The 17981-nt window shown below is 55.1% G+C and carries 11 protein-coding genes; 6 read left to right on the top strand and 5 right to left on the bottom strand.

Annotated features, from left to right (window positions below; all coding sequences use genetic code 11):
• Positions 1 to 37: 37 nt before the first annotated feature.
• From QLG09_RS00320 to QLG09_RS00340, 5 genes are read right to left on the bottom strand one after another with little or no spacing between them, the layout of a single operon-like run.
• Positions 38 to 733, bottom strand: a complete 696-nt coding sequence (locus QLG09_RS00320) for a fimbrial protein (RefSeq protein ID WP_032680624.1) — start codon at positions 731 to 733, stop codon at positions 38 to 40.
• Positions 730 to 2346: a fimbrial protein gene (locus QLG09_RS00325; protein ID WP_282488666.1), complete on the bottom strand. Its 1617-nt coding sequence runs from the start codon at positions 2344 to 2346 to the stop codon at positions 730 to 732. The genes QLG09_RS00320 and QLG09_RS00325 overlap by 4 nt, the downstream gene beginning before the upstream one ends.
• 4 nt (positions 2347 to 2350) lie before the next feature.
• Positions 2351 to 4843, bottom strand: a complete 2493-nt coding sequence (locus QLG09_RS00330; RefSeq protein ID WP_282488667.1) for a CS1-pili formation C-terminal domain-containing protein — start codon at positions 4841 to 4843, stop codon at positions 2351 to 2353.
• Positions 4844 to 4898: 55 nt separating this feature from the next.
• The gene (locus QLG09_RS00335; RefSeq protein ID WP_032678543.1) at positions 4899 to 5576 is read right to left on the bottom strand and encodes a hypothetical protein; all 678 of its coding nucleotides are present in this window, start codon (positions 5574 to 5576) and stop codon (positions 4899 to 4901) included.
• A 51-nt stretch (positions 5577 to 5627) separates the two neighbouring features.
• Positions 5628 to 6212, bottom strand: a complete 585-nt coding sequence (locus tag QLG09_RS00340) for a common pilus major fimbrillin subunit EcpA (protein WP_020883247.1) — start codon at positions 6210 to 6212, stop codon at positions 5628 to 5630.
• Positions 6213 to 6941: 729 nt separating this feature from the next.
• Here QLG09_RS00340 and QLG09_RS00345 point away from each other — a divergent pair.
• Genes QLG09_RS00345 through baeR form a run of 6 tightly spaced genes read left to right on the top strand, consistent with a single transcriptional unit; the run spans position 6942 to position 17885 of the window.
• Positions 6942 to 8150 (top strand): MdtA/MuxA family multidrug efflux RND transporter periplasmic adaptor subunit, encoded by a 1209-nt coding sequence (locus tag QLG09_RS00345; RefSeq protein ID WP_020883246.1) that lies wholly within the window; start codon positions 6942 to 6944, stop codon positions 8148 to 8150.
• On the top strand, positions 8150 to 11272 hold the full coding sequence (locus QLG09_RS00350) for an MdtB/MuxB family multidrug efflux RND transporter permease subunit (RefSeq protein WP_049022963.1): 3123 nt from the start codon (positions 8150 to 8152) through the stop codon (positions 11270 to 11272). The genes QLG09_RS00345 and QLG09_RS00350 overlap by 1 nt, the downstream gene beginning before the upstream one ends.
• Positions 11273 to 14350, top strand: a complete 3078-nt coding sequence (mdtC, locus tag QLG09_RS00355) for a multidrug efflux RND transporter permease subunit MdtC (protein WP_014170849.1) — start codon at positions 11273 to 11275, stop codon at positions 14348 to 14350.
• On the top strand, positions 14351 to 15766 hold the full coding sequence (locus tag QLG09_RS00360) for an MFS transporter (RefSeq protein ID WP_049022964.1): 1416 nt from the start codon (positions 14351 to 14353) through the stop codon (positions 15764 to 15766).
• The gene (gene baeS, locus QLG09_RS00365; RefSeq protein ID WP_020883244.1) at positions 15763 to 17166 is read left to right on the top strand and encodes a two-component system sensor histidine kinase BaeS; all 1404 of its coding nucleotides are present in this window, start codon (positions 15763 to 15765) and stop codon (positions 17164 to 17166) included. Before QLG09_RS00360 ends, baeS begins: the two co-directional genes overlap by 4 nt.
• Positions 17163 to 17885 (top strand): two-component system response regulator BaeR, encoded by a 723-nt coding sequence (gene baeR, locus QLG09_RS00370; protein ID WP_014170852.1) that lies wholly within the window; start codon positions 17163 to 17165, stop codon positions 17883 to 17885. The genes baeS and baeR overlap by 4 nt, the downstream gene beginning before the upstream one ends.
• Positions 17886 to 17981 lie beyond the last annotated feature (96 nt).

A 17981-nucleotide genomic window follows, 5' to 3' on the forward strand; every position in this document is an offset into this window, starting at 1 on the left:
AGTTCAGTTAGCAATATAAGAACTGTTTCTTTAAACTTTAACTGTTATTTTTAAAACAACCATCGCCTATCGGTATATATTTTTTCAACGCAACGATGAATTTTTTATTTTTAGTGTTTAACGCGCTGCTTCGGTAGGTCTCTCCAGGCAGCAGGTAGCGCATCGTCGCCTCGTCATCGGTTGACTGGCATCCCTTGTGTACGATGATCCTGAAAAACGTATTACCGGTATTTGTCAGCGCCCCTTTTTGCTCATCCAGAGTATAACCTAGCGTCAGCTTTCTGGGCCTGACCACCAGGATCGTATCCAATGCAATAGCGGGTACAGCTTCACTTGCTTTGCCTGAATGACGTTCAGCAAACAGCGTTACCGGCATCTCGCGAAACTGAATCCGGTAGTAACGCTCTTTGTCATCCTCGGGCCCGCGATAGAAGATCTTAAAATACTCCCCGGCGTCAGGGGCGAGCGAAAACGTGAGCGGTGTAAACAGCAACTCACCGTCCTCTATTGGCAGACGCTTTTCCCCACCCGGGCCTGGACGGTCGATTTTAATCGCCGAAATGCTGTACACATTCTGTTTGTGGCTGTCGTTGTAAATACGTTTGCTAATGAACGACCGCTCTGCGGGGATATCATAGATCGTGGAGTCCAGATACAGCGCGTGGGCAGAAAGCGTGTAAAGCGCAATGCAGAGTCCCACCACACCCTCCGCGACCTTCCGCCAGCGCATCATTTTGTTACTCCCAGCCAGTTCGCGGTGACTTTGATTTCACCACTGGCGCTGACCACGCCTTCCCAGTCAGCGCCAGCCACCGTCAGTGCTGAGCGGGAATCATTCATCGGGAACAGCAGCGTTAAGTTGGTGCTGAAAAAGCTGCCATCATCCGTGTTGTTGGCATCCCATGGCACCTGTTGCCATAACGCATCGTTCAGACTAATGGCATTTTCACTGCAGCTGTTCCTCACCAGAGTAGGGCTTCCCGACGCGGTGTTGTATTGCAGATAGGCAGGGACAGGCACGTTTATTCCCCCCTGGGCCGACGTAAACAGGCAGTAAGGGGTATCGTTGATTGTCGTGCTGTCCCCGATAACCTGGGCCGTAATACTGTCAGCCTGACGGGGTCCCGATACGGTGACGACATAATCCATCTCGATCGGCGCGTCATCTCCGATGGTGCCGCTTCCACTGGCAGAGGCCGTATTATTCGATGAGACAATGCTAATCCCATACTCCTTCGGCACAATATTGAGCTGCAAAGAGGGGGTAAACTGGTAATAGCCTGACTCCGGGGTTAAGGCATTCGTAAACGCAAACGTAAAGGGCTGGCTGTTGGTAATACTGACGCCTGCATCCACCAGATTCTTAAGGAATGTTTTCGACAAAAAGACATAGATATACTGGCCAGATGTCGAAAAGACGTTGTAATACGCCGTCGAGGCGCTGAAGTTATACCATGTCGAGCCATTTCCTGAATATTTCACGGTGGTTGCGGAAGGGGTAAAACCCAACGCAGCAGAATCGATATACGCTCTGAATGTCAACGATGCCGTCAAATTTTGCGTCTGCTCAAGGTTGTATTTGACCATTTTACAAATTACGCCATCAACGTTACTGACGACACCCAGCTCACAGGATCCGGAATCATTTGTGATACTTGGGGTTCCATCACTGGCGATCCACAGCTCCTGAAAGGCACTTGTTGATTCCAGCGCCAGATGTCCCCGCTTGTTTAACGTGTAATTGATGTAATTCCAGCGACCTGTTGTCTGATCCTTACAACGTTGTCCTGAGGCGTAATCATAGTTAACCGAGGTATAGCAGCGGTTAAAAACATAGGTTTCGCTGCCACCCGTCGGCATATTACGAAAATACTCATAGGCTGAGTTGCTCAGCGAAGCAAAGCCATACGCTCCGCCAATAACCCCCGCCACGGATCCAACCTGCGCGTGGTAAAAACCATTGTTATCCACCCCCTGCCCGGCAATGTAGCCCGTCGTCGGACACTGCGAACCTCGGTAGCAGCGTATTCCTGTGAAAGGAACATCAATGGGCGAATTATCAATCCACATATCCTGATAATTATTGGCCGGCGCAGTCCAAATGACATAACCCAGGTAACCGAGGCTGACCTGGGAGGTACCGTATTTAACCCAGGTATTTGACCCGCTGAAACGGGGATCTAACGCGGACGGCGTAATGAAATACTCACCGTCAATGTCGTTCTCGATAAATAAAAACGTGTTGTTGATCGCCCCTGACGATGAGGCGGTCAGTGCCCTTGCGGAGAAGGGAATTAACCCCGCCAAAAACAGGAGCAAAATAAAAACGGAAGCACTTTTTTTCATAGCATTATCTCTGCGCCATCGTGGTTTGCGGTGCACATTTAACATCCCCTACCCACGCAGCGCCCCTGGCTTTTTCCAGATCTAAATCCGCTTCGCAGATATTACCGTTGGCAGACACCAGGGTAATAACGGGATACTTCTTATCAATATCAATGGCGAACTCACCTTTCGCGTCGGTACGCGTTTTGCCAATGTGGTTATGGATGTCCGTATTTGACGCCAGTTCACCATTGGGATATCGCACCCGGCCAAACACGGTCACCATGCTTTTCACCTCAGGTGACACCACGCCGACGTTACCGGGATAAAGGTTAAGCGCCTGTTTACGGCCCGAGACAATGTCAAAACTGTCTTCAGAGTTTTTATCATTCATAATTTCCAGCTTGTATTGCGCGTAAGGCGGGAGTGCAATAAAGCTCGATTTGCCGCTAAGAATATAATTTCGGTTATTTATTTTTGCGGCCAGCTTTCCATCACCCACAAGCTCGGTTTTCACAATGATGCCCGAGCGCTGTCGCTCTTTGCTCAGACCAAAATCGCCGCCCGCCCAGGCAACGGAACCCTGAGAGGAGAAGTTCATATTGGTCGAGTTGTCCGCTGAACGGGTCACCGAAACCGTACCGCCGTTATAGCGGGTGTCATAACTCAGGTTGCCATTTACAGCGTAATTGTTGTCGTAGTTCTGCTCTCCACTCAGGCGAGTCGAGGCGGAAATGCCTGCAGACGTAATAACGCTATCCTCAAATTGTTTACGCGCGCTGATATTGCCCTGTGTTGCGCCGTAGCGATCGCGTGAAACCCCGACACTCATCCACGAGGCCAGCGGCAGCGATAAATCCAGGCTGACATAGCGTTCCTGACGTCCGTCATCATTCGTATTGTTGTAGTAATAGCGCTGTACCCCGGCCCGTAACCCCACTGTGGCGTACCGTCCTGCATAGAGGGTGGTACTGTAATCCAGGTTTCGGTAGGTATTACCGGAATAGCGGTTTTCGGTCTGGCTGACCGTTAACGTGCCACCGTGCGGAATAAACCGGCTCAGGTTCAATGTTGCGCCAACCGAATAGTTATCCCGCTCCTGCACCGGCAGACGGTTACCGATTTTGCTGTCTTCCCGCGACGCCCACAGCGATCCAAACCCGCCTGGAGCATTAAGACTGGCGCTGCTGACGTTGCGCCATGTTCCGTCGTTCGCCACCAGCGTTTGTGTCCCGACACTGACATATTCGTTGACGTTAAGGGTAATGTCCGTTTCATTGACGGCATTGTCATCAAACCCATAACCTGTCGTTTTCAGGGTGAGCCCGGAGAGCATTGCCAGGGTTAACGAGGCCGCACCACCCGCAATCCAGGTCTGTTCACTGCCGGCATCACGGTAATGATTGCGCTTATAACTCACGCGGTCGTAATCAAGTGAACCGCCAAAAATTTGCCATGCGACTTCATGCAGGCCTGCGGCCTGCTGGCGGGCAAAAATTTTATTCACCCGACTGACGCGGGTGTTCACCGTCCGGCCATTTACCACGACATCCACCGTGACGTCATACACACCGTAAGGGAACCGGCTGGTGTCAATTTCGTAGCTGCCCATGTTGAAGTTCTGAACGCTTAACAAGCGCCCATCACGAAACACATGCACTTCACCGGCAGACGGCAAAAATATGGTTATTGGGATCAAGGACAGGGAGGTGTTTTCAACCACCGTACTGCCTTTATTGCCGTAGCTGACGCCGTAGATCTTGCCGCCATTCAGCGCATTGAGGCTGGCGATCGACTGAACGTTCCAGGTGTCGAGCATGCCCAACGCCAGACGATAACCCTCATAATCGCGCTCATACATGGCACGATACAGTTTGCTGGAGCGGTTACTCTCGCCAATACCATAGACCGAGCCATTGATATTGAGGTGGTGCTCTCTCAACGAGGTGGTGTTATCCAGTGTTAAATAACTGCGAGAGCTGCTGCCATTGCGGTAGTCATTGTAATAGGTGCCAAAGTTGTAATTCAGCACATTAGATAGTCGATCAACGCTGGACGGTCCCAGCAATGAACTGCGGGCGACTACCGCTTCAGTCAGGGCATCCCGGCTGACAATCATCTCCAGATGAAAAGAGGAGACGTTTAATTTCAGCCGTGCGTCTCGCGAAAGGGCAAGAGAGGTATTGTCGATAAATTTCGCATCGCCTATTTTTTCCACCATCTCGCGCGTTTTCTCTGAAAGCACCGCGTTATTGGGCAAATCGGCAATCATAATGGATTTTACAACGATATTTCCCTCAACCAGCGAGATGACCGCATCAGCAATTTTTTGTTGGCTTTTTGTATCCGTCTCCTGGTAGCGGATATAAACAGGGACCGTCATCCCCTGTTCAAGAGAACGCGCGAATGCCCCTGGAATAACATAATTACCAATCTTAACCGGTGCAGAATGCGCAACCCCTGATGTTAGCGCATAAGAGAGTAATAAACTCCCTCCTATAAGATATTTAAAAGACATACGCATCCTTACTTTTCGGTATTTTTATTACTGGTACCGGAAATGACGCCGTGTATTACTTCACTGTAATAAATTGCTTGCCATGCCAAATCCCAATGCGGGTGCGACTGTTTGACACATCGCTTTTCTGCAATCTTATTTTTGTGCCTGGCATGACGTAATAACGCTCGCGACACCCGCGTCCCCGATCCTGTGACGCCTCTTTGCAGGCTCCGTAAGCAATGACCCGAAACGAGACGTTGCCTTTGTTGGTGATGACATCCCCGTCACGACCGTATTCAAATCGTTCCTTGCGTGGCGCCACGACCAGTATTGTCCCGATTTCTGCCGACGCTGTCGCAATCGCGGCTTTGCCAGCCTTAGTCGATGCGCTTTCGCTTACGGGTTCGTCAACCCACTGCAGCCGGTAATAACGTTCTTTATCATCTTCTGGCCCTTTATAGAAAAAGCGAAAAACATCTTTTGCATCACCGGGTAAAATAAGGCTCGCCGGTGTAGAAAGTAATTCTCCCGACGTTTCAAATTGCATTTCTGTTCCGTCAGGCAGCGGTGAAGAGAGCCTTTTTACGGTAACGCTCACATAGCGGGCGGAATCAGTGGTGTTGATAATTTCTTTTGATAACGCGTTTTGATCGGCCGTCATTATCGACGTGATATCACCCACATTAATCGCCAGACTGGAAAAGGATATAGCCATCCCTGCCAGCGCTGCGAGTGGCAAATATTTCTTCATCAGTGCATTCCTGAGAAATTCGGGAGAGAGCCTCTCCCGAATTAATATTCATTACGCTGGAGTGGTCCAGGTTGCATTGAACTGAACTTTTACGTCACCCGTCCAGTAACCATCCGGCAGCGCAGAATAGTCAGTTACAGCAGTCGAACCGTCAGAAGTCGCTGAAGCGATGGAGAATTTGAAGCTGGACTGATCGCTTACACGCTCAGCGCCGTTATAGGCTCCATCGGCCAGCAGGCTTTCCAGACCTGAAGTGGAAGCCGCATTCACCAGAACGGTTTCGGCAGAGTTAGACAGCGCCTGACCATTCCATGCCACGCCCACATTCAGGGTAGATGCATCACCGCTTGCATTGGTCAGCGTATTGCTGATGACCTGAGCAGTCAGTTCAAAATCGGTTGCACTTTCCTGTCCCTGAATCGTCACATCAAAAGCGCCATCCTGAGTGTTAAACCCATTCAGGCCCTCTGCATACTGGAACGTCAGCGAGTTCAATGGGGTCACGACCAGCAGGCTGGTTGTATCTTTCGTTGCCGTTGCATCCCATGATGCGGTGGCAGATGCCGTAACATCAGCCATAGCATTTGCAGCAGCAAATACAGAAACCAGAGAGGCCACCAGTAATAATTTTTTCATTTTCATCTCCTGAGAACAAACGTACTGCCAGGTGCCATTTAATAAATAACCTGGAAGCTCCATTTAAATGCGAACGGGATTTACCGCGCCAAAAAAGTATTATTTGAATTATGTTTCAGAACAACCAATCGAATGACGAAAAAAACCTCCGTCGTTAGGATTTTTCTCATAATCATTCATGACGAGATCGCTTAAATGAAAACATAAAACCATTTAAATAACATTTTTAAAATAAAAATCTATAATTATCGCAATTTTAGGTAATTTAAACTGTTTTAGCTTTTTGATACAAATCAAAAGTGGTGCAATGAAAGGAATAACAAAAACATATTTCAAATCAAATAAATACGTCACATTGCAAAAAATCATTAGTTTGTTAATGATTTGATAACAAGATGAAAAATATTGGTATAACAGAGAATATTCCGATCCTTACATGATGAATAATGAAATTTTCCTAAAGACAAATTAAATAATAAAACCAATTGTTATCTTTCTCCGTTTCTCACCCGGCAGATAAATAATAAGAATATTTCAGGTGGCAGGGAATATTCCTGGTAAATTATGCACTGGCAATTGATCCGATTTGAAGGCCGTCTCACGCCGCGCCCCTCCCCCTGCCAATCAGACAAATCCAGACAGTCTTCCATATTTCCTCCATTTTTCTGCCGTGTTGCCTGACTAAACTAGTATCATTCCCCGAAGTATTCAGGATGAGAACGTATAACGATGAAAGGCAGTAACAAATCCCGCTGGGCAATCGCCGCTGGCATCATTGTGGTGGCTCTTGCCGCCGCCTGGTTCTGGCACAATCACTCTTCTGACACTTCCGCAGGTGCCAGCAGCCCATCACAGCGTCCCGCGAGTGGCGGGCGTCACGGCATGCGCGGCGGTGCGCTGGCTCCCGTTCAGGCGGCTACTGCGGTAAATAAAGCGGTGCCCCGTTATCTCTCCGGGCTGGGAACCATTACCGCCGCCAACACCGTTACGGTTCGCAGCCGTGTGGACGGGCAGCTGATGGCGCTTCACTTCCAGGAAGGCCAGCAGGTTAAAGCCGGGGACTTACTGGCGGAAATTGACCCAAGCCAGTTTAAAGTCACCCTCGCGCAGGCGCAGGGTCAGCTCGCGAAAGACAAGGCCACGCTCGCGAACGCCCGACGCGATTTGGCACGCTATCAGCAACTGGTGAAAACCAACCTGGTATCGCGTCAGGAACTGGATACGCAGCAGTCTCTGGTCAGCGAAGCGCTGGGCACCCTTAAAGCTGACGAAGCCGCCGTGGCCAGCGCACAGTTACAGCTCGACTGGAGCCGCATCACCGCCCCGATTGACGGCCGCGTCGGTCTGAAGCAGGTTGATATTGGCAACCAGATTTCCAGCGGCGATACCACCGGTATCGTGGTCATCACCCAGACGCATCCTGTCGATTTAGTCTTTACCCTGCCGGAGAGCGACATCGCAACCGTGGTTCAGGCGCAAAAAGCCGGCAAAGGGCTGGTTGTGGAGGCCTGGGATCGCACCAACAAGCAAAAATTGAGCGAAGGCACCCTGCTCAGTCTGGATAACCAGATTGACACCACCACCGGCACCATCAAGTTAAAAGCCCGCTTTAACAATCAGGATGATGCGCTTTTCCCGAATCAGTTCGTGAATGCGCGGATGCTGGTCGCAACGCAGGAAAATGCGGTCGTTATCCCAACGGCGGCGCTGCAGATGGGCAACGAAGGGAACTTTGTCTGGGTGCTTAACAGTGAGAATAACGTCAGCAAGCATCTGGTGAAAACCGGCATTCAGGACAGCCAGACGGTGGTGATCAGCGCCGGCCTTTCCGCAGGTGACCGCGTGGTTACCGACGGTATTGATCGTCTCACCGAGGGGGCGAAAGTCGAAGTGGTTGAAGGCCAGCAACAGCCTGCTAAGCAGGGAGCGACGTCCTGATGCAGGTTATGCCCCCGAGCTCTACAGGTGGGCCTTCACGCCTGTTTATTCTGCGCCCTGTTGCCACCACGCTGTTAATGGTGGCGATCCTGCTGGCCGGGATTATTGGCTATCGCTTCCTGCCCGTCTCGGCGCTGCCGGAAGTGGATTATCCCACCATCCAGGTGGTCACCCTTTATCCGGGTGCGAGCCCGGATGTGGTGACGTCGGCCATCACCGCGCCGCTGGAGCGCCAGTTTGGTCAGATGTCTGGCCTGAAGCAAATGTCCTCGCAAAGCTCCGGCGGAGCATCCGTGGTGACGCTGCAGTTCCAGCTTACGCTCTCACTCGACGTTGCCGAACAGGAAGTACAGGCCGCGATTAACGCAGCCACCAACCTGCTGCCATCGGACCTGCCCAACCCACCGGTCTACAGCAAAGTAAACCCGGCGGATCCGCCGATCATGACGCTCGCCGTCACCTCCTCCGCCATGCCGATGACCCAGGTCGAAGACATGGTCGAAACGCGTGTGGCGCAGAAAATTTCACAGGTCTCTGGCGTGGGGCTGGTTACGCTTGCCGGCGGTCAACGTCCGGCGGTGCGCGTGAAGCTCAATGCCCAGGCCATTGCCGCGCTGGGCCTTACCAGCGAAACCATCCGCAGCGCCATCAGTAATGCCAACGTCAACTCGGCGAAAGGCTCGCTTGATGGCCCAACCCGGGCCGTGACCCTCTCGGCGAACGATCAAATGCAGTCCGCGGATGAATATCGACAGCTGATCGTCGCGTACCAGAACGGTGCGCCGGTGCGTCTGGGCGATGTGGCAACCGTTGAGCAAGGTGCGGAAAACAGCTGGCTCGGCGCCTGGGCCAACAAACAGCAGGCAATCGTGATGAACGTCCAGCGCCAGCCGGGTGCCAATATCATTGAAACCGCAAACAGCATTCGCACTATGCTGCCGCAACTGATTGAAAGCCTGCCCAGGTCAGTTAGCGTGAAAGTGCTGTCTGACCGGACCACCAATATTCGCGCGTCCGTGACTGACACCCAGTTTGAACTGATGCTGGCGATTGCGCTGGTGGTGATGATCATCTACCTGTTCCTGCGTAACGTGCCGGCGACCCTCATTCCTGCCGTCGCCGTGCCGCTCTCACTGGTGGGAACATTTGCCGTCATGGTGTTCCTCGATTTTTCGATAAACAACCTGACGCTGATGGCCCTTACCATTGCCACCGGCTTTGTGGTCGATGACGCTATCGTTGTTATCGAGAACATCTCGCGCTATATCGAAAAAGGTGAAAAACCGTTAGCCGCGGCGCTGAAAGGGGCGGGCGAGATCGGCTTTACCATTATCTCCCTCACCTTCTCACTGATTGCGGTACTGATCCCGCTGCTGTTTATGGGCGATATCGTCGGGCGTTTGTTCCGCGAATTTGCCGTGACGCTGGCCGTCGCCATTCTGATTTCCGCCGTGGTGTCACTGACCCTCACGCCGATGATGTGCGCCCGTATGCTGAGCCACGCCTCCCTGCGCAAGCAAAACCGCTTCTCGCGCGCCTCTGAGCGGATGTTCGAACGCATTATTGCCGCTTACGGACGGGTGCTGGCGAAAGTGCTTAACCATCCATGGGCAACCCTTGGCGTGGCGCTTGGTACGCTGGCGCTCAGCGTTATGCTGTGGATTTTCATCCCGAAAGGCTTCTTCCCGATTCAGGACAACGGCATTATCCAGGGCACGCTTCAGGCACCGCAGACGGTCTCCTTCGCTAACATGGCGCAGCGTCAGCAGCAGGTGTCAGAGATCATCATGAAAGATCCGGCAGTAGAGAGCCTGACCTCGTATGTCGGTGTCGATGGCACCAACCCGTCGCTAAACAGTGCCCGCCTGCAGATCAACCTTAAACCGCTTGACGATCGCGACGACCGCGTGCAGACGGTGATCGACCGCCTGCAAACTGCCGTGGCGCGCGTGCCGGGTATTGAGCTGTACCTCCAGCCGATTCAGGATTTAACCATCGATACCCAGGTGAGCCGTACCCAGTACCAGTTCACGCTGCAGGCCACCACCCTTGATGCGCTCAGCACCTGGGTACCGCAGCTGGTGGATAAACTCAACGCCCTGCCGCAGCTCTCTGACGTCAGCAGCGACTGGCAGGACAAAGGGCTGGCGGCATATGTGAACGTTAACCGCGATACCGCCAGCCGGCTTGGGATCACCATGGCCGACGTGGATAACGCGCTGTATAACGCATTCGGTCAGCGTCTGATCTCCACCATCTATACCCAGGCGAATCAGTATCGCGTGGTGCTGGAACACAACACGGAAAACACGCCCGGCCTGGCCGCGCTCGATTCGGTGCGCCTGACCAGCAAAGACGGGGGCATCGTGCCCCTCAGCGCCATCGCGACGGTAGAGGAGCGCTACACACCGCTGTCGATTAACCATCTGGATCAGTTCCCGTCCACCACCATCTCGTTTAACGTACCGGACGGTTATTCACTGGGCGAAGCGGTGGAGTCCATTCTGGCCGCAGAGAAGACGCTGAACTTCCCGTCCGATATTCAGACCCAGTTCCAGGGCAGCACGCTGGCGTTCCAGGCCGCGCTGGGCAACACCATCTGGCTGATTGTCGCGGCCGTGGTGGCGATGTATATCGTGCTCGGTGTGCTGTATGAAAGCTTCATTCACCCCATTACCATCCTCTCCACCCTGCCAACGGCGGGCGTGGGGGCACTGCTGGCATTGATGCTGGCGGGGAGCGAGCTGGACGTGATTGCCATCATTGGGATCATCCTGCTTATCGGGATCGTGAAGAAAAACGCCATCATGATGATCGACTTTGCCCTTGCCGCCGAGCGCGAGCAGGGGATGTCGCCGCGCGAGGCAATTTTCCAGGCCTGCCTGCTGCGTTTTCGCCCGATCCTGATGACCACGCTCGCCGCCCTGTTAGGTGCCCTGCCGCTGATGCTCAGTACCGGCGTCGGGGCCGAGCTGCGTCGTCCGCTGGGGATTGGCATGGTCGGTGGCCTGCTGGTAAGCCAGGTCCTGACCCTGTTCACCACGCCGGTCATTTATCTGCTGTTTGACCGTCTGGCGCTGTGGACGAAAAGCCGCTTCCCGAAACGTGAAGAGGAGGCGTAAATGAAGTTTTTCGCCCTCTTCATTTATCGCCCGGTGGCGACGATTTTACTCTCACTCGCCATCACCCTGTGCGGCGTCCTGGGCTTCCGGCTGCTGCCGGTGGCCCCGCTGCCGCAGGTGGATTTCCCGGTGATCATGGTCAGCGCCTCGCTGCCCGGTGCATCACCGGAAACCATGGCCTCGTCGGTTGCCACACCGCTGGAACGTTCACTCGGGCGAATTGCCGGGGTCAACGAGATGACCTCCAGCAGCTCGCTTGGCAGCACGCGCATCATTCTGGAATTCAGCTTCGACCGGGATATTAACGGCGCCGCGCGCGATGTGCAGGCGGCGATCAACGCCGCGCAGAATCTGCTACCGAGCGGGATGCCGGGCCGTCCGACATACCGTAAAGCGAACCCGTCCGATGCGCCGATCATGATCCTGACGCTTACTTCGGACACCTATTCGCAGGGGCAGCTGTACGATTTCGCCTCCACCCAACTGGCGCAGACCCTAGCCCAGATTAACGGCGTGGGTGATGTCAGCGTTGGCGGAAGCTCTCTGCCCGCCGTGCGCGTGGGCTTAAACCCGCAGGCGCTGTTTAACCAGGGTGTTTCCCTGGACGACGTGCGCTCCGCCATCAGCAATGCAAACGTGCGCAAACCGCAGGGGGCCATCGAGAACAGTAGCCACCGCTGGCAGATCCAGACTAACGATGAGCTGAAAACCGCTGCGGAATACCAGCCGCTGATCATTCACTACAACAACGGTGCGGCGGTGCGCCTGAGCGATGTCGCGAGCGTCACCGACTCGGTGCAGGACGTGCGCAATGCCGGGATGACCAACGCTAAACCGGCCATTTTGCTGATGATCCGCAAGCTGCCGGAAGCCAACATTATTGAGACGGTGAACGGTATCCGCGCGAGATTGCCGGAACTCCAGCAGACCATCCCGGCGGCAATCGATCTGCAGATTGCCCAGGATCGTTCCCCCACCATTCGCGCCTCGCTCGAAGAGGTGGAGCAGACGCTTGTGATCTCCGTTGCGCTGGTGATTCTGGTGGTCTTCCTGTTTCTGCGTTCAGGCCGGGCCACGCTGATCCCCGCGGTGGCAGTGCCTGTCTCGCTGATAGGGACCTTCGCGGCGATGTACCTGTGCGGATTTAGCCTTAACAACCTGTCGCTGATGGCGCTGACGATTGCCACCGGCTTCGTGGTGGATGATGCCATTGTGGTGCTGGAGAACATCTCGCGCCATCTGGAGGCGGGGATGAAACCGCTGCAGGCCGCACTGCAGGGAACGCGTGAAGTGGGCTTTACGGTACTGTCGATGAGCCTGTCGCTGGTGGCGGTGTTCCTGCCGTTACTGCTGATGGGCGGCCTGCCTGGCCGGCTGTTACGGGAATTTGCCGTCACGCTTTCTGTCGCCATCGGTATTTCATTGATCGTGTCCCTCACGCTCACGCCGATGATGTGCGGCTGGATGTTAAAACGCAGCAAGCCCCACTCTCAGCCGCGCCGTAAGGGGTTTGGTCGCTTCCTGCTGGCGATGCAGGAGAGCTATGGCAAGTCCCTGAAGTGGGTGCTGAGGCATACGCGCATTGTCGGCCTGGTGCTGATTGGCACCATCGTGCTCAACGTCTGGATGTACATTACTATCCCGAAAACCTTCTTCCCGGAGCAGGACACCGGGGTGCTGATGGGCGGGATCCAGGCAGACCAGAGTATTTCGTTTCAGGCCATGCGCGGCAAGCTGCAGGACTTTATGAAGATCATCCGCGAAGATAAAGCGGTAGATAACGTAACCGGCTTCACCGGCGGTTCGCGGGTGAACAGCGGGATGATGTTTATCACCCTGAAGCCGCGTGACGAGCGCAATGAAACCGCCCAGCAGGTTATCGACCGCCTGCGCGTGAAGCTCGCCAAAGAGCCGGGCGCTAATCTGTTTTTGATGGCCGTTCAGGATATCCGCGTCGGCGGGCGTCAGGCTAACGCCAGCTATCAGTACACGTTACTCTCTGACGATTTAGCCGCCCTGCGCGAGTGGGAGCCTAAGATCCGCAAGGCGCTGGCCGCCCTGCCACAGCTGGCGGACGTTAACTCCGATCAGCAGGACAACGGCGCAGAAATGGCGCTAACCTACAATCGTGAAACCATGTCACGTCTGGGGATTAACGTCGATGCCGCCAACAGCCTGCTGAACAATGCCTTCGGCCAGCGTGAGATTTCCACCATCTACCAGCCCATGAACCAATACAAGGTGGTGATGGAGGTGGACCCACGTTACACCCAGGACATCAGCGCGCTGGACAACATGTTTGTGATTAATAACGACGGTAAGGCGATCCCGCTCTCTTACTTTGCCAGCTGGCAGCCGGCGAACGCGCCGCTGTCGGTGAACCACCAGGGCCTTTCGGCGGCATCGACCATCTCCTTTAACCTGCCAGCCGGTTCGTCCCTCTCTGAGGCCAGCGATGCAATCAACCGTGCGATGACCCAGCTTGGCGTGCCGTCCACGGTACGCGGCAGTTTTGCCGGTACCGCGCAGGTGTTCCAGGAGACGATGAATTCGCAGGTGATTTTGATTCTGGCGGCCATTGCGACAGTCTATATCGTGCTGGGCGTGCTTTATGAAAGCTACGTCCATCCGCTGACCATTCTCTCCACGCTGCCGTCGGCGGGCGTCGGGGCGCTGCTGGCGCTGGAGCTGTTCGGCGCGCCCTTCAGCCTGATTGCGCTGATTGGTATCATGCTGTTAATTGGCATCGTGAAGAAAAACGCCATCATGATGGTGGACTTCGCGCTGGACGCCCAGCGAAATGGCAACCTGACGCCAGAAGAGGCCATATTCCAGGCCTGTCTGCTGCGTTTTCGCCCGATCATGATGACCACGCTGGCGGCGCTGTTTGGCGCGCTGCCGCTGGTGATTTCCGGCGGTGACGGCTCAGAATTGCGCCAGCCGCTGGGGATCACCATTGTCGGGGGGCTGGTGATGAGCCAGCTGCTGACGCTCTACACCACGCCGGTGGTCTATCTGTTCTTTGACCGTCTGCGGGTGCGTTTTTCGCGTAAAAACAGAACGACGGTAACCGAATAAATGACCGACCTCCCACGTCACGTGCGCTGGCAGCTGTGGATTGTCGCCTTCGGCTTCTTTATGCAGTCGCTGGATACAACCATCGTCAATACCGCCCTCCCCTCGATGGCAAAAAGCCTGGGGGAGAGTCCGCTGCATATGCATATGGTGATTGTCTCCTATGTATTAACAGTGGCCGTTATGCTTCCGGCCAGCGGCTGGCTGGCGGACAAAGTGGGCGTGCGGAATATCTTTTTCACCGCCATCGTGCTGTTTACCACAGGCTCGCTGTTTTGCGCCCAGGCGAATACGCTGGATCAACTGGTGATGGCCCGCGCGTTACAGGGCATTGGCGGGGCGATGATGGTGCCTGTCGGGCGGCTGACGGTGATGAAGATTGTGCCCCGCGAGCAGTACATGGCCGCAATGACCTTCGTCACCCTGCCCGGCCAGGTCGGCCCGCTGCTTGGCCCGGCGCTGGGCGGAGTGCTGGTGGAGTATGCCTCCTGGCACTGGATCTTCTTAATCAACCTGCCGGTGGGCATCATCGGCGCGATTGCCACCCTGATGCTGATGCCTAACTACACCATGCAGACCCGGCGCTTTGATTTCCTGGGTTTTATCCTGCTGGCGGCGGGGATGGCGATGCTCACCCTCGCGCTTGATGGTCAAAAAGGCCTCGGGATTTCCGCCCTGACGCTTGGTCTTCTGGTGGCGCTCGGCATTACCGCTATCCTGTGGTACCTCTGGCATGCCAGAGGTAACGAGAGCGCGTTGTTCACGCTCGATCTGTTTAAAAACCCCACCTATCGTCTGGGCCTGTTCGGGAGCTTTGCCGGGCGCGTCGGCAGCGGCATGTTGCCCTTTATGACGCCGGTCTTTTTGCAGATTGGAATGGGATTTTCACCGTTTCACGCCGGGTTGATGATGATCCCGATGGTACTTGGCAGCATGGGAATGAAACGCATCGTGGTGCAGGTGGTTAACCGTTTTGGTTATCGCCACGTCCTGGTCGCCGCGACGCTTGGGCTGGCCCTGGTGAGCCTGCTGTTTATGGCCGTGGCGCTGCTGGGCTGGTACTACGCGCTGCCGCTGGTGCTGTTCTGCCAGGGCATAATTAACTCTGTGCGCTTTTCATCAATGAATACCCTGACGTTAAAAGCACTCCCGGATGACCTGGCGAGTAGCGGAAACAGCCTGCTGTCGATGATCATGCAGCTCTCCATGAGCGTAGGGGTGACCCTTGCCGGTTTACTGCTCGGCATGTACGGACAGCATCATCTTAGCGTCGACACGCCGGTCGCCCATCAGGTCTTTTTGTATACCTATCTCAGCATGGCGGTGATTATTGCCCTGCCCGCGTTCATCTTCGCCAGAGTGCCGGATGATACCCGTAATAACGTCGTTATCCGACACGGCAAAAGGAGTGCACCATGAAATTCTGGCGTCCGGGCATTACCGGTAAACTCTTTGTGGCGATATTTGCCACCTGTATCGTGCTGCTGGTCACCATGCACTGGGCCGTGCGGGTCAGTTTCGAACGGGGTTTTATTGATTACATCAAGCATGGAAATGAACAGCGTTTACAGGGGCTGAGCGATGCGCTGAGCGATCAATATGCCCTGCACGGTAACTGGCGTTTTCTGCGCAATAACGACCGCTTTGTATTCCAGATCCTGCGCTCGCTTGAGCATGATACCGGTGACGATCGCCCGGGGCCTGGGATGCCGCCGCACGGCTGGCGCACCCAGTTCTGGGTGATAGACCAGGATATGCGCGTACTGGTTGGCCCGCGCGCGCCCATTCCGCCGGATGGCACAAAGCGGGCGATCACAGTGAATAACGCCACCGTCGGCTGGGTGATCGCCTCGCCGGTTGAACGCCTGACGCGTAACACCGATATCAACTTTGATCGCCAGCAGCGCCGCACCAGTTGGTTGATTGTCGCGCTCTCCACCCTGCTGGCCGCGCTCGCGACCTTCCCGCTGGCCCGTGGCCTGCTCGCGCCGGTTAAACGGCTGGTGGAAGGGACGCATAAGCTGGCCGCCGGGGATTTCTCCACCCGCGTCGATACCCGTAGCCAGGACGAACTCGGCAAGCTGGCGCAGGACTTTAACCAGCTCGCCAGTACCCTGGAAAAAAACCAGCAGATGCGACGCGATTTTATGGCCGATATTTCCCATGAACTCCGCACGCCGCTGGCGGTGCTGCGCGGCGAGCTGGAAGCTATTCAGGACGGCGTGCGTCAGTTCACTCCCGAATCGGTGGCCTCGCTGCAGGCGGAAGTGGGCACGCTGACCAAACTGGTCGATGACCTCCACCAGCTCTCCATGTCGGACGAAGGCGCGCTGGCCTACCAGAAAGCGCCCGTCGATGTGATAAACGTGCTGGAGGTGGTAAGCGGTGCCTTCCGCGAACGTTTCGCCAGCCGCAACCTGAAAATCGATCTCTCACTGCCTGACAGCGCCGTGGTGTTTGGCGACAAAGATCGCCTGATGCAGCTGTTCAACAATCTGCTGGAAAATAGCCTGCGCTACACCGACAGCGGCGGTGGCCTGCATATTTCCGGCAAACAAGAAAACGGGCATTTTGCCCTGACCTTTGCGGATTCCGCCCCCGGCGTGCAGGATGCACAGCTGGAAAAACTGTTTGAGCGATTTTATCGCACCGAAGGCTCCCGCAATCGCGCCAGCGGCGGGTCCGGTCTGGGACTGGCGATTTGCGTAAACATCGTCGAGGCCCATAATGGCACGATCCGCGCCGCCCATTCGCCTTTTGGCGGGGTAAGCATTACAGTAGAGTTACCTCTGGAACGGGATTTATCGAGAGAAGCATGACCGAGTTACCGATTGACGAAAACACGCCACGCATTTTGATTGTCGAAGACGAGCCGAAGCTCGGGCAGTTACTGATCGACTATTTACGCGCGGCAAGCTATGCCCCCACGCTTATCAGCCATGGCGATCAGGTGCTGCCTTATGTGCGCCAGACGCCGCCGGACCTGATCCTGCTGGATCTGATGCTCCCCGGAACCGATGGCCTGACCCTGTGCCGGGAAATTCGTCGCTTCTCAGACGTGCCGGTGGTGATGGTGACGGCGAAAATCGAAGAGATCGACCGCCTGCTGGGCCTCGAAATTGGCGCGGATGATTACATCTGCAAGCCATACAGCCCGCGTGAAGTGGTCGCGCGCGTAAAAACCATTCTGCGCCGCTGTAAGCCCCATCGAGAACTGCAGGTACTGGACGCGGAAAGCCCACTTATCGTCGATGAAAGCCGCTTCCAGGCGAGCTGGCGCGGCAAGCTGCTGGATCTCACCCCCGCCGAATTCCGCCTGTTGAAAACCCTCTCCCACGAGCCGGGGAAGGTCTTCTCCCGCGAGCAACTGCTGAACCGTCTGTATGATGATTACCGGGTCGTGACTGACCGTACCATCGACAGCCATATTAAAAACCTGCGCCGCAAGCTGGAAGCGCTCGATGCGGAGCAGTCATTTATCCGCGCGGTGTATGGCGTGGGCTACCGATGGGAAGCGGATGCGTGCAGGATAGCCTGAGCATTTAGCTTACCGAACCCGCCTGCTGGCGGGTTTTTCAATTCTGGAAAGCAACGAAGAATCAACCATACTCACATTACCGGTTCGCTTATTGAT

The organism is Enterobacter sp. V89_11, from assembly GCF_029967775.1.
GTDB lineage: Bacteria > Pseudomonadota > Gammaproteobacteria > Enterobacterales > Enterobacteriaceae > Enterobacter > Enterobacter ludwigii.

Excerpts from the sequence above, each read along its gene's own strand:
- QLG09_RS00320 (WP_032680624.1), bottom strand. The coding sequence starts at position 733 with ATGATGCGCTGGCGGAAGGTCGCGGAGGGTGTGGTGGGACTCTGCATT.
- QLG09_RS00325 (WP_282488666.1), bottom strand. The coding sequence starts at position 2,346 with ATGAAAAAAAGTGCTTCCGTTTTTATTTTGCTCCTGTTTTTGGCGGGG.
- QLG09_RS00330 (WP_282488667.1), bottom strand. The coding sequence starts at position 4,843 with ATGTCTTTTAAATATCTTATAGGAGGGAGTTTATTACTCTCTTATGCG.
- QLG09_RS00335 (WP_032678543.1), bottom strand. The coding sequence starts at position 5,576 with ATGAAGAAATATTTGCCACTCGCAGCGCTGGCAGGGATGGCTATATCC.
- QLG09_RS00340 (WP_020883247.1), bottom strand. The coding sequence starts at position 6,212 with ATGAAAAAATTATTACTGGTGGCCTCTCTGGTTTCTGTATTTGCTGCT.
- QLG09_RS00345 (WP_020883246.1), top strand. The coding sequence starts at position 6,942 with ATGAAAGGCAGTAACAAATCCCGCTGGGCAATCGCCGCTGGCATCATT.
- QLG09_RS00350 (WP_049022963.1), top strand. The coding sequence starts at position 8,150 with ATGCAGGTTATGCCCCCGAGCTCTACAGGTGGGCCTTCACGCCTGTTT.
- mdtC (WP_014170849.1), top strand. The coding sequence starts at position 11,273 with ATGAAGTTTTTCGCCCTCTTCATTTATCGCCCGGTGGCGACGATTTTA.
- QLG09_RS00360 (WP_049022964.1), top strand. The coding sequence starts at position 14,351 with ATGACCGACCTCCCACGTCACGTGCGCTGGCAGCTGTGGATTGTCGCC.
- baeS (WP_020883244.1), top strand. The coding sequence starts at position 15,763 with ATGAAATTCTGGCGTCCGGGCATTACCGGTAAACTCTTTGTGGCGATA.
- baeR (WP_014170852.1), top strand. The coding sequence starts at position 17,163 with ATGACCGAGTTACCGATTGACGAAAACACGCCACGCATTTTGATTGTC.